Below are 11,857 nucleotides of genomic sequence, written 5' to 3'. Positions count from 1 at the left end.
CACACGGAGACGACATTATGAAAATAGCTTTCATCGGACTCGGCAACATGGGCGCGCCGATGGCGCACAACCTGCTGAAAGCCGGCCACACGGTCAATGTGTTCGACCTCAACGCGCAAGCGGTGCAGGCGCTGGTCGACGCCGGCGCGAAAGCCGCCGCGTCGCCGCAAGCGGCGGTGACGGACATGGAATGCGTGATCACGATGCTGCCGGCCGCCGCGCATGTGCGCAGCGTGCTTACCGCAGCCGACGGCGTGTTCGCGGGCATCGCCAAAGGCGTGACGATCATCGATTCGAGCACGATCGATCCGGTCAGCGTGAAGGCCTTCGCCGAACTCGCGGCGCAGCACGGCAATCGGTTCGTCGATGCGCCCGTGTCGGGCGGCACCGGCGGCGCGGCGGCCGGCACGCTGACCTTCATGGTGGGCGGCAGCGCCAGCGCGTATGAGCAGGTCAAGCCGGTGCTGTCGGCCATGGGCAAGAACATCGTCCATTGCGGCGACACCGGCACCGGCCAGGTCGCGAAGATCTGCAATAACCTCGTGCTCGGTATCACGATGGCGGGCGTCGCGGAGGCGATGTCGCTCGGCGAAGCGCTCGGTATCGACGCGAAGGTGCTGGGCGGCATCATCAATACGTCGACGGGGCGCTGCTGGAGTTCCGACACGTATAACCCGATGCCGGGCGTGATCGAAACCGCGCCGTCCACACGCGGTTATACGGGCGGCTTCGGCACCGATCTGATGCTCAAGGACCTGGGCCTCGCCACCGACGCCGCCCGAAGCGCGCGTCAGCCGGTGTATCTCGGCGCGCTCGCGCAGCAGCTCTATCAAACGATGAGCACGAAAGGCGCGGGACGTCTCGACTTTTCCGCCGTGATCAAGTTGTATCGCAACGACAGCAAGGACGGGGACGCGTAATGATCGAACTCGATTACGCGCACGACGGCGCCGTCGCGCTGCTGACGCTGAAGCGGCCGCCCGCCAACGCGTTCACGCCCGAGGGCTTGCTGCAATTGCAGCAGACGGTCGAGCGATTGAACGTCGAGGCTCGCGTGCGAGCCATCGTGATTACCGGCGACGGCCCCAAGTTTTTTAGCGCGGGCGCCGATCTGAACACTTTCGCCGACGGTAACCGCGAAGTCGCGCGCACCGCGGCGGCGCGCTTCGGCGCGGCGTTCGAAACCTTGCAGAACGCGCGGCCGGTGGTGATCGCGGCGATCAACGGCTACGCGATGGGCGGCGGACTCGAATGCGCGTTGGCGTGCGATATCCGCATCGCGGAACAGCACGCGTTGCTGGCCTTGCCCGAGACCGCGGTCGGTTTGCTGCCTTGCGGTTGCGGCACGCAGACGCTGCCGTGGCTGGTCGGCGAAGGCTGGGCCAAGCGGATGATCCTGACGGGCGAACGCGTCGACGCGGCGACCGCGTTGCGGATCGGTCTGGTCGAGGAAGTCGTCGAGAAAGGCGCCGCGCGCGAGGCCGCACTGAGCATGGCGGCGCGGGTCGCGAATCTGAGCCCGCAAGCGGTCGGCTTCAGCAAGACGTTGATTCATCAGGGGCGCAACGGCGTGCCGCGCTCGGCGGCGTTGGCGCTGGAGCGCGAGCGTTTCGTCGATCTGTTCGACGGTGCAGATCAGCGCGAAGGAGTCAACGCGTTCCTCGAAAAACGCGCACCGCGTTGGGCGGTGGCGCAGGGGCAGCCGGGCGATCACTCTTCGGACCACGCCGCTCGTGCCGCTCAAGCCGTGCAGGAGACGAATCGATGAGCGCCGTGCAAAGCGCCGCCCTCGACACGCAAGTCGAAGCGGAACGCGAGATTCTGTTTCGCGTCGTCAACCGCGTGGCGATCGTCACGCTGAACCGGCCGGCTGCGCTCAATGCGCTGTCGCACGCCATGGTGCGCGAGCTCGCGGTGCTGGTCGAACATTGCCGCAGCGACGACGGCATCGTCGCGCTCGTGCTGAAGGGCGCGGGCGCCAAAGGCTTTTGCGCCGGCGGCGACGTGCGCGAAGTGCAAAAGCTGGCGAAAAACGCCGACAGCCGCTGGCTCGCGTTCTTCGTCGACGAATACCGGATCGACTACGCGCTGCATACGTTTCCGAAGCCGGTGGTCGCGCTGCTCGACGGGGTGACGATGGGCGGCGGCATGGGCCTCGGCCAGGCGGCGCGGCTGCGTATCGTCACCGAGCGCAGCAAGATCGCGATGCCGGAGACGCGCATCGGCTTTCTGCCCGATGTCGGCGCGACGCACTTTCTGGGCGTGATGCCGACGGAACTGGCGTTGTATGTCGGCCTGACCGGCGCGACGCTGTCCGGTGCGGATGCATTGCGCCTGCAGCTCGCCGATCTGTGCGTGCCGGCGGAATGGCTCGCTACCTTCGAAGAGCGCCTGCAGCGCATGCCGCACGACGGCGATCTGCTCGCCGCGTTGCGCGGCGTCTTCGAACCGCCGTGCAACATCATTCCGCACGCGGCGGTGGGGCCGTTCACGCAACTGATCTTGCGGCACTTCGATCGGCGCTCGAGCATCGAGCGAATGGTCGCGACGTTGCGCCACGATCTGGAGCGTGAGCCGCCGCGCGAGGTCAGGCAATGGTTGCAGGCCACCTACGACGCGCTCACCGGCCATTCGCCCACCATGCTGTACGTGACGCGCGAGGCGCTGCTGCGCGGCCGGCAGATGACGCTCGCCGAGTGCTTCCGGATGGAATTGGGCATCGTCAAACGCGTGATCGACGAGGGCGACTTCTGCGAAGGCGTGCGGGCGCAATTGATCGATAAAGATCGCAAGCCGCGCTGGGCGCCGGCCACACTGGCTGAAGTGCGGCCTGAGCGGGTCCGGCATTTTCTGGCTTCGCCGTGGAAGCGCGAGGCGCATCCGCTGGTTGCGTTGGGGGCTTAGCGGAGCGCGATTCGACAAGTTTTGACGCGGCGCCGGTCGGCGCCGCGGAATAACGCGTGAATCCACCTGACGGCGCTGCAATGGCACCGTATTCGTACTTTCTACCGGCTCGTCCTGAAGTTTGCCCGTATCGGAGCCGGAAAAAGCGTGAAGTTTGCCGGTTTGCCCACGCGACCGGCCTGTCCCTCCTGCACCTGGTGCACTTGCATCAGACCGCCTGGTGCATTGGCTATTGGCATAACGCCGCGATTTCGGCGATTCTGCGGTCTGGACAGGCTATCGCGCACGGTTCGCGCGCGCAAAAATCATAATGACCGACACGACTTCCGCTGCACCGGCGCCACTGGTGCAATCTCCCGCTTCGGACGACGCCCCGCCGCCCGACGACAAAGTGCTGCGCTCGCAGACCGATCGTCGCCAGTTGCAGCAGATCATCACCGGGCTCACCGAGGGCGTGATTCTCGTCGAGCCGGATCAGACCATCGTCTGGGCCAATCAGGCCGCGCTGGAGATGCACGGCATCACCGAAGTCGCGCAACTGGGCGCCGACGTCACCGAGTACCGCGAACGCTTCAGGCTGCGCTACCGCAATAACCATCCGCTGCCGGAAGGCAGTTATCCGATCGAGCGTGTGGTCGCGGGCGAGTGCTTCAGCGATGTGGTGGTCGAAGTTTTTCCCGCGCACGACGACGAAGTGAACTGGGTGCACCGCGTGCGCAGCCTCGTGCTGACCAATGCGCGCGGCGAGCCCGACTGTCTCGCGCTGATTCTGCACGACGCCAGCGAATGGGCGAGCGCCGAGAAGCGCTTCGAAAAGACCTTCAACGCGAATCCTGCGCCGGCGGTGATCTGCCGGTTGAGCGACCAGCGCTACATCAAGGTCAACCTCGGCTTTCTGGAGATGACCGGCCATGCGCGCGAGGACGTGATCGGCCGCTCGGTGTACGAACTCGACGTGTTCGAAGGCGCTGAAAAACGTGAACTCGCGATCGAACGCCTCAGCGAAGGCGCGACCATTCCGCAGATGGAGGCGTTGCTGCGCCTGCCCGAAGGTGGCACCAAGTTCGTGGTGGTGGCCGGCCAGCCGATCGATATCGGCGAGGAGGCCTGCATGCTGTTCACGTTCATGGATCTGGAACCGCGCAAACGCGCGGAAAGCGCGCTGCGCCAGAGCGAGGAACGCTTCGAGAAGTCGTTCAGGATGACGCCGGTATCCACCGCGCTCTTCGTCGCCGACGACTACACCACGCTCGATATCAACGACGCGTTTACCGCGACCACCGGCTTCGGATCCGAGGAATTGCTCGGCAAGCCGCTCGATCAGAGCCCGCTCTGGACCGACGACGCCTGCGCGCGGATCAGCGCGGCGCTGGTCGAGTCCGGCAGCTTGCGCAACGTCGAATTTCTGGTGAAGAGCCACGGTGGCGAGATGCTGAACTGCCTGGTGTCGGCGGAGGCGGTCAGCATTCACGGCAAGGACTGCGTGTTGATGACCTTGCTCGATATCACCGAGCGCAAGCGCTCCGAAATGGAACTGGTGACCGCGATCGAAACCGTCATGCAGGACGCCTCGTGGTTCAGCCAGACCTTGATCGAAAAGCTCGTCAACGTGCGGCGTGCGAATGCACCCGACGCGGGTGGCCATCTCGCCGATCTGACCGCCCGCGAGCGCGACGTGTTCGCCTGCCTGTGCGGCGGTCTCGCGGACAAGGAGATTGCGCGGGAACTGGGGTTGGCGCCGAACACGGTGCGTAACCACGTCGCCACGATTTACGCGAAGCTCGACGTGCATAGTCGCGGCGAGGCGATTGTGTGGGCGCAGACTCGCGGACATTTTGGACTCGCGCAGGGGAGTGCGCCGCGCAGGAAGGGGACGAAGGGGGCGTGAGTGGGTTTCGAGCGGTTTTTTTGCCGGAGAAGCGGTCCGGGAATGAACCGTGCTGTTGGTGTTCGGCTTGGTGTGTGAGTGGATCGGGCCGAAGCGGGGCGAATTGTCAAATGGTGCAGGGGTGCAGCCGGTTAAAGCTTCAAACGCAGAGGCTCAAATGCACCAGGCGATCACCTGCATTCGCGACTGTCGTCTGGTGCATTGAACCGGGACAATGAAATCCTGCATCGAATGCCGTGGGCACGCCCGACGTCGTTCGATTGGCAACGCGTTGGCAACTCAACCTTTTTCAAGGAAACCGTCATGGACAAGAATCGCGTGGAAGGTGCAGCAAAACAGGTCAAGGGCTCCGTGAAGGAAGCGATCGGCAAGGTCACGGGCAATCGCACGACGCAAGCCGAAGGGGCGGCGGAAAAGCTCGCCGGCAAGGTGCAATCGAAGGTCGGCGAGGCCGCGGACGCGGTGCGCGATCGCGTGAAGCGCTAGGTCGAATTCGAACTGAAGGCACATGACGCCGTCATGGCCGGCCGCCCACCGGCGCCGGCCGCCTGCTCACTCTGTTCAAGGAGAAACACGATGAATGCCAACCAGCTCGAAGGGACCGTGAAAGACGCCGCAGGCAAGGTGCAGGACGCTGTCGGCGGCCTCACCGGCGATGTGGATTTGCAAGCCGAAGGCAAAGTCCGCCAACTGGCCGGCAAGGCGCAGGCGAAATACGGAGACAGCGTCGACCACGTCGCGGAAACGGCCCGCAACAATCCGATCGGCGCGCTATTGATCGCGGTCGGCGTCGGATTTCTGCTGGGCAAGCTGATGTGACGTTTGCGCGTGCCGCACCGCCCGGTGCGTTCGGCACCGGCGGTGCGCGGCACGCTTCGCTGTTTCCACCCCGCCGGTGCCTGATTGATCCGATGGTTGTCCGATGCTCCCGGCGCGTTCGAGGCGCCGGATCTCATCGTCTATTCGAGGAAGGTTCATGCTGGGATTCGACGTTTCCACGGCCAGAAAAGTCTGGACCGCGTTTCTGATCGCGCTGCTGCTGTTTGTTATCTATACCGCTTCGTCCGCTGTGCTGGTGGTCGTGTTCGCGGTCTTCTTCAGCTACCTGATTTACCCGATGGTCGATCTCGTCGAGCGGATCCGGCCGCGGCGCGTGCCGCGCGTGGCGTCGATCGCGCTGGTGTTCGTCGTGGTGGTCGCGATGATCGCGGTGGTCGGCTCGATCTTCGGCGTTCAGTTGCAGGACCAGGCCTCTCATCTGTTCGCGCAACTGCCCGAACTGATGAAGTCCGATGTGCCCAATCGTCTTCCGTTGCCGCATTTTCTTGAGCCGTTGCGCGAGCGGATCGTGGATTTCGTGCGTAGCCAGATCGAGACCGGTTCCGACAAGGCCGTGCCGATGGCGCGCAGTGTCGGCCTCGGCGTCATGCATGCGGCGAGCAATCTGATTTATCTCGTGCTGATTCCGATCCTGAGCTTCCTGTTGATCAAGGAAGGCCCGCAAATGCGCGACGCGTGTCTCGCGTTGCTGACGGACCGGCATCGTGTGTTGTGGGAGGAGATCGTCACGGATCTGAACGTGCTGCTGTCGAAGTACGTGCGAGCGTTGCTGTTCTTGTCGCTGGCTACGTTGATCTGCTACGGCGTCGCGTTCTCGCTGCTCGGCGTGCCTTACGCGTTTCTGCTCGCGGTCAGTGCGGGATTGCTGGAGTTCGTGCCGTTCGCCGGGCCGCTAGGCGCGGTAGCGATCACGCTGGTGGTAGCGGTGTTCAGCGGCTATCCGCATCTGCTGTGGTTGGTGATTTTTATCGTGCTGTACCGGCTGTTCCAGGACTACGTGCTCAATCCGTATTTGATGAGCGAAGGGGTGGAGGTCAGCCCGTTTCTGGTGATTGTCGGCTTGCTGGCCGGCGATCAGCTCGGCGGTGTGGCGGGGATCTTTCTCGCCGTGCCGGTGATCGCGATGCTGAAGATCATTATCGGCCGCGCGTGGGTCTTCTACTCGGCTTCGCGTGCTGAAGGCGAAGCGGCGCGGCGTGCGCTGACGGGTAAAACCGATTGACGGTTTGCGTGGGTCTTGTGGATTCTTCCGGATGAGCGAGTCGCTCCGCGCTTTGGATGCTTTGGACCAGAAGCGCGGAGCGGCCAGCAGATTAACTTTCGCCGATCGCGTCGACCGGCAACGTGCTCGGCGGCGGCGCACTATGCTTTGAACCATGCACGCGGGAAACCCAGAACAAACCGATCGACGCGATGGCCACCGCGACCATGCCTACGGTGCCGTATCCGTCGATCCGCCCGGTCGGCGAATTGCTCAACATCAAGCCGCCGAACCACGCGCCGCAGCCCATGCTCAGCGCCTGAATCGCGCTGTTCGCACTGAGGAACGCGCCGCGCCGCGCGGGTTCGGGCACAGTGGTCAACAGCGCCTGCATCGGCACCATCCGCCCGGACAGCAGGACCATGAAAAACGGGAAAAATAGCACCAGCCCGTAGAACGGCAAATCCGGCAGATGTGTGACAAACAGCACGGGCAGGAACGACAGCACCGCCATGACCCGGAACACGCGCCGCGTGCCGTAGCGATCCGCGAGCCGGCCCACCCGGCGCGACGTGAAGAACGTCGCCGCGCCACCCGCCATGTACAGCCAGGACAACTGCTCGGGCGCTACACCGTGATTGGCGACCAGCACCGGCGAAATGAACGGAATCACCAGCATGTGCGAGACCATCATGACGAGGGTCAGCGCGAACGCGTTCAAATGGCGCGGGTTGCTCAGGAGTCGCCACAGATCCGGCAGCACTTCGGCGAGCGGCGGCGGACGCCGGCTCAAATGCTCGGCAAGCGACGGCACCTGCTTCTGGGCGACCACCCAGACCACGAGCGACAACACCACCAGTAGAAAGAACGGCGCGGCCCAATTGAAGTGCGCCCCTAGCATCACGCCGGCCGGCACGCCGGCAATCGCGGCGAGCGAGAAGGCCGTCATGATCGTGCCGGTCGCGGCGCCGCGGCGATTCACCGGAATCACGTCGCTGACGATCGCCATGATCACCGAACCCAGTACGCCGCCGGTGAGGCCCGCAAAGGCTCGTGCCGCCAGCAGCAGCGGAAAGCTGCTCGCGAGCGCGCAGGCGAGGTTCGACAGCGCGAACAGCGCATACACGGTGAGCAGCAGGCGACGCCGGTCGAAGCGGTCGATATAGGTTGCCGCGAACAGCCCCGACAGACCCGAACACCACGAATACGCCGATACGGCCGTGGCGAATGCCGCCGGCGTGATCGCGAAGGTGTGCATGATCTGCGGACCGAGCGGCATCATCACCATGAAGTCCATGATGATGGTGAACTGCGTCAGCGCGAGCAGCCAAAGCAGATGGCGCTCGTGTTTACTGCTGATTGAATACATCGATTGATTCCTCGTTGTAGTTGTTGTTTTCCGAAGCGTTATTGTCCGAAGCGCACCGCTCGATGCCAAAGCGCCGCGCGAATTATTGCGCGGCGCTTTGGCTCAGTCATCAAGGTTTTCGTGAACCGCCACGGCGCCCTGTTTCCAGTAGCTGGCCGCCCGAATGCGCGATTTGTCGACGCCACGTTCGGTGCACAGGTGATAGCGAACCGCGCGCATCGTCGCGGATTCGCCGGCGGCCCACACGTAGCCTTCGCCGTCTTCGGGCAGATAGATTTCGCGGACCGCTTGCAGCAGCGGTTCGCCGCGATAGCCTGTTTCGTTGCGATAGCACCAGACCAGATGCAGTTCGGCGCGGGTGGTGAACTCGATGCGCGCGGACGGATCGGCCACTTCGATGACGGCAGCGGCACGCGTGCCGGCCGGCAGTTCCTCCAGGCGGCGAGCGATGGCCGGCAAAGCCGTGTCGTCGCCGATCAGCAGATGCCAGTCGAAGCCGGTGGGAATCACCAGCGAACCGCGCGGCCCGCCGACGCCGAGATACTGGCCGACTTTGGCTTGCGCCGCCCACGTGGCCGCGGGGCCCGCTTCGTGCATCGCGAATTCGATGTCGAGCTCGCGCGCTTCGCGGTCGAACCGGCGCGGCGTGAAATCGCGCGCGGTCGGACGTGGCTGGCCGGCCGGGAACACTGGGCCGTCGGGGCCGGCTTCCGGCAGCGCCGGTCGGTCTGCGCCGGATTCGGGGAAAAACACCTTGATGTGGTCGTCGAACGAAGCGGAGACGAAGTCGTGCAGATCGTCGCCCGTGAAGGTGACGCGGATCAGGTGCGGGGTCAGCGCATTCACCTGCTTGACCTGCAGCAGACGGAACTTCAATGGATGCCGTACGCGTTGGACTGTCAGGTCGGCTCGGTGATCATTGGTCAGCATAGAGGGTCACTCCTGTGTCGACCCGAGTTAGCGCTTCAGCGCTGACTCGGGTCCCATGCAACAGGGTTGTATCGATTCGAGTTAGCGTTTCAACGCTGGCTCGGGTGCGATGCAACAGGGTTGCGGTTGGTCGGTTGACGCGAGCGCGCGCACGGGGCGGCGGCTTCTCGCGGGGCAAGCGTATTGCGGGGACGGACGGTGCGATCTCAAGAGGGGGGCTGTTCGCCACTTTGTTCGCCGCTCTGCTCGTTGCTTGCGTTGTCGGGCTTGATGTCGCTTTCAATTTCTCTCGCCGCGCGCATCAGAATCACGGCGATGCGGCGCTGTTCGTCGGCCGACGCGTTGCCGCGCAGCACCAGCATGTTCTTCAGCTTGCGCCGCGCTTCGGTCAGCTCGGGCAGCCAGCCGCCTTCGCTGATGTCGGCCGGTTCTTCGCCGGCAAACGCGCGACGCACCGAATCCATCTTGCGGGCGAAATGACTCAGCTTCGCGAGCATCAGGTCGATGCGGTCGCGGTTGGTGGTCAGATAGTCGCGGCCCGTGTCCGACAATTCGTAGCGTTTGCGATTGCCTTCCAGTTGTACCGTCACGTAGCCGAGTTCTTCGAGATACGTGAGCGCCGGATAGACCATGCCGGGGCTGGGTGTGTAGAAGCCGTTCGAGCGCGTTTCGAGCGCTTTGATCAGCTCGTAGCCGTGGCTCGGCTGCGCTTCGATCAGCGACATCAGCAGCAGTTGCAGGTCGTCGGAGCTGAATTTGCGGCCGCGCGGGAAACCGTCGCCGTCGCCGCCGAAGCTGCTGCCGCCTGCGCCACCGCCACCGCCGAAGCGGCCACCGCGGCCGCCGCCGCGATGTTCATGGTGGCCGCCGATCGCGTGCCACAGCGCATGGAGTGAGAGGCGGTCGTGGCCGCGGTGGCCGTGACTGTGACCGTGATCGTGGCCGTGCGCTTCGCTACGCGACCCGCGGCGGCCGTGGGCTTCGTCAGCATAGGCGTGATGGCCGCGATGACCGCGTTCGTCGCCATGAAACGCGTGATGACGCTCGCGGCCCTGATCGTCGCGCTGATACTCGTGCCGATCGCCGCGACGGCGTTCGAAGCCTTCGCCGCGTTCACCGCGATACTCAGGGAGCTGGCGGGTGAACGCGTGCCACAGCGCATGCAGCGACGCACGTTCATGGCCGGTGTGGATACTGTCGTCCGCGCTGCGCGAACGGGAAAAACGGTGATGATGACGCATCTTGGGTACTCCGTTTGTGTCTTAAGATGCATCGTAAGATATATATCTAAAGATAGTTTGTCAAACACCTTTTTTGCGATACGACCCTTCGCCGCTCCGCTCACATGACGAAATGTCATTGAAAAGGCAGCCCTTATGTCCCGAGAAGTCGCTTAGGCAGTCTGGAATGCTTGCCTGTGTGGTATCGACGAATTCAGGGGCAACGAACGTGTTCGCGGTAAGCGGCGGGAGCGAGGCAGGGCAGGTTGACGGCGCGACGGTGCGCGCGTTATCGGACGCCGGGCCCGCAAAGGCGGCGCATCATTTAGACAATCGATGGATTCAACTCGGGCTACACCGAGTTCGAGGACGACGTGAACGAACGGGGGGCGGATCGGAGGATGTTGGCGGAACGGGTGAAGCGCGCCAGATAAAACAGCGAAGGCTACAGTGTGGTGCGTGATGGCGAAGCCAATCACGCACCACACATTCGACAAAAATCAAAAAATCGACTGCCCCGTAAACGTGGTCAACCACTCAAGCGCCAGCACCCCCGCCAGCGAATTCCCATTGCTATCCAGCCCCGGCGACCACACGCACACCGCCATCTCACCCGGCAGCACCGCCACGATCCCGCCGCCCACGCCGCTTTTCGCCGGCAAGCCGACCCGATAGACGAAATCGCCCGCCGCGTCATACGTGCCGCATGTCAGCATCAACGCGGAGAGCCGCTTGGCCGAACTGGTATCCAGAATCCGCTCGCCCGTAGCCGGCACCACGCCGTGATTGGTGAGAAACAACGCCGCTTTCGCGAGCTCGACGCAACTCATCGAGATCGCGCATTGACGGCAGTAAGCGTCGATCACCACCTCCGGCGGCATCTCCATGTTGCCGAAGCTCGCCATGAAATGCGCCATCGCGCGGTTGCGGTGCGCGTGCTGCAACTCCGATTGCGCGACGCGCGAATCGTAGTCGATGCCGGTTTCGCCGGTCAGCCGTCGCATGAATTCGACCAGCGCGGTTTCGGCCTGGACGAAACGGCGGCACAACACGTCGGTGACGACCAGCGCGCCGGCGTTGATGAACGGATTGCGCGGTTTGCCTTGCTCGGCTTCGAGCTGCACCAGTGAGTTGAATGCGTTGCCGGACGGCTCGCGTCCCACGCGTTGCCAGAGCGCGTCGCCGAGTAGCCGGAACGCCATCGTGCAGGCGAACAGCTTGGAGATGCTTTGAATCGAAAAGCGCGTGTCGGCTTCGCCGGTGCGGAACACTTCGCCCGACGCCGTCACGATCGCCATGCCGAAGCTGTCGGCAGGAACGTTGGCGAGTTCGGGAATGTAATCGGCGACCTTGCCGGTGCCCAGATAAGGCTGCAGATCGCAATGAATCTGTTCGAGGATGGATGCGTAGTTCATTGGGCTCGGACCGTTGAAGCCGCGATTCTACTGGCAAGCCTGCACGAATGGGGCATGCGTGGAAAGCGCGGCGAGGTCGCAAACGCGTAG

Annotated in this window: 11 protein-coding genes; 7 read left to right on the top strand and 4 right to left on the bottom strand. The window is 63.9% G+C overall.

The features are described 5' to 3' along the window. The first annotated feature begins 17 nt into the window (after positions 1-17). The 7 genes from mmsB (at position 18) to GGD40_RS22445 (ending at position 6,854) form a co-directional block, all read left to right on the top strand. Entirely contained in the window at positions 18-920 is a 903-nt protein-coding gene (gene mmsB, locus GGD40_RS22475) for a 3-hydroxyisobutyrate dehydrogenase (protein ID WP_179745139.1), read from the top strand. After that, on the top strand, positions 920-1,768 hold the full coding sequence (locus tag GGD40_RS22470; RefSeq protein ID WP_179745138.1) for an enoyl-CoA hydratase: 849 nt from the start codon (positions 920-922) through the stop codon (positions 1,766-1,768). The genes mmsB and GGD40_RS22470 overlap by 1 nt, the downstream gene beginning before the upstream one ends. Further along, positions 1,765-2,904, top strand: a complete 1,140-nt coding sequence (locus tag GGD40_RS22465; RefSeq protein WP_179745137.1) for an enoyl-CoA hydratase/isomerase family protein — start codon at positions 1,765-1,767, stop codon at positions 2,902-2,904. Before GGD40_RS22470 ends, GGD40_RS22465 begins: the two co-directional genes overlap by 4 nt. Positions 2,905-3,214: 310 nt before the next feature. Next, the gene (locus GGD40_RS22460; protein ID WP_179745136.1) at positions 3,215-4,792 is read left to right on the top strand and encodes a helix-turn-helix transcriptional regulator; all 1,578 of its coding nucleotides are present in this window, start codon (positions 3,215-3,217) and stop codon (positions 4,790-4,792) included. A 303-nt stretch (positions 4,793-5,095) separates the two neighbouring features. Further along, positions 5,096-5,278: a CsbD family protein gene (locus GGD40_RS22455; RefSeq protein WP_035557932.1), complete on the top strand. Its 183-nt coding sequence runs from the start codon at positions 5,096-5,098 to the stop codon at positions 5,276-5,278. A gap of 90 nt (positions 5,279-5,368) precedes the next feature. Beyond that, complete coding sequence (locus GGD40_RS22450; protein WP_179712894.1) at positions 5,369-5,611, top strand: CsbD family protein; 243 nt, start codon at positions 5,369-5,371, stop codon at positions 5,609-5,611. A gap of 157 nt (positions 5,612-5,768) precedes the next feature. Then, positions 5,769-6,854, top strand: coding sequence for an AI-2E family transporter (locus GGD40_RS22445; protein ID WP_179745135.1), 1,086 nt, complete (start codon positions 5,769-5,771; stop codon positions 6,852-6,854). Between the two features lie 91 nt (positions 6,855-6,945). On the opposite strand, the gene GGD40_RS22440 is transcribed toward GGD40_RS22445, so the two are convergent. The 4 genes from GGD40_RS22440 to GGD40_RS22425 all read right to left on the bottom strand — a co-directional run bounded on the left by GGD40_RS22440 (position 6,946) and on the right by GGD40_RS22425 (position 11,767). After that, positions 6,946-8,202: an MFS transporter gene (locus GGD40_RS22440; RefSeq protein ID WP_179745134.1), complete on the bottom strand. Its 1,257-nt coding sequence runs from the start codon at positions 8,200-8,202 to the stop codon at positions 6,946-6,948. Between the two features lie 102 nt (positions 8,203-8,304). Next, positions 8,305-9,132, bottom strand: a complete 828-nt coding sequence (locus tag GGD40_RS22435; protein ID WP_179712900.1) for a siderophore-interacting protein — start codon at positions 9,130-9,132, stop codon at positions 8,305-8,307. Positions 9,133-9,338: 206 nt separating this feature from the next. Next, a complete protein-coding gene (locus GGD40_RS22430) occupies positions 9,339-10,373 on the bottom strand; it encodes a PadR family transcriptional regulator (RefSeq protein ID WP_257030549.1) in 1,035 nt (344 codons plus the stop codon). Between the two features lie 479 nt (positions 10,374-10,852). Continuing rightward, complete coding sequence (locus GGD40_RS22425; RefSeq protein WP_179745133.1) at positions 10,853-11,767, bottom strand: glutaminase; 915 nt, start codon at positions 11,765-11,767, stop codon at positions 10,853-10,855. Positions 11,768-11,857: the final 90 nt, after the last annotated feature.

It is taken from the genome of Paraburkholderia bryophila, assembly GCF_013409255.1.
Classification (GTDB): Bacteria; Pseudomonadota; Gammaproteobacteria; order Burkholderiales; family Burkholderiaceae; genus Paraburkholderia.
Note: the sequence above shows the minus strand (reverse complement) of the source record. Positions and strands in the feature narration are given on the sequence as shown.

Coding starts and splice junctions, on each gene's coding strand:
- GGD40_RS22460 (WP_179745136.1), top strand. CDS start 3,215: ATGACCGACACGACTTCCGCTGCACCGGCGCCACTGGTGCAATCTCCC.
- GGD40_RS22440 (WP_179745134.1), bottom strand. CDS start 8,202: ATGTATTCAATCAGCAGTAAACACGAGCGCCATCTGCTTTGGCTGCTC.
- GGD40_RS22445 (WP_179745135.1), top strand. CDS start 5,769: ATGCTGGGATTCGACGTTTCCACGGCCAGAAAAGTCTGGACCGCGTTT.
- GGD40_RS22455 (WP_035557932.1), top strand. CDS start 5,096: ATGGACAAGAATCGCGTGGAAGGTGCAGCAAAACAGGTCAAGGGCTCC.
- GGD40_RS22430 (WP_257030549.1), bottom strand. CDS start 10,373: ATGCGTCATCATCACCGTTTTTCCCGTTCGCGCAGCGCGGACGACAGT.
- GGD40_RS22470 (WP_179745138.1), top strand. CDS start 920: ATGATCGAACTCGATTACGCGCACGACGGCGCCGTCGCGCTGCTGACG.
- GGD40_RS22450 (WP_179712894.1), top strand. CDS start 5,369: ATGAATGCCAACCAGCTCGAAGGGACCGTGAAAGACGCCGCAGGCAAG.
- GGD40_RS22465 (WP_179745137.1), top strand. CDS start 1,765: ATGAGCGCCGTGCAAAGCGCCGCCCTCGACACGCAAGTCGAAGCGGAA.
- GGD40_RS22425 (WP_179745133.1), bottom strand. CDS start 11,767: ATGAACTACGCATCCATCCTCGAACAGATTCATTGCGATCTGCAGCCT.
- GGD40_RS22435 (WP_179712900.1), bottom strand. CDS start 9,132: ATGCTGACCAATGATCACCGAGCCGACCTGACAGTCCAACGCGTACGG.
- mmsB (WP_179745139.1), top strand. CDS start 18: ATGAAAATAGCTTTCATCGGACTCGGCAACATGGGCGCGCCGATGGCG.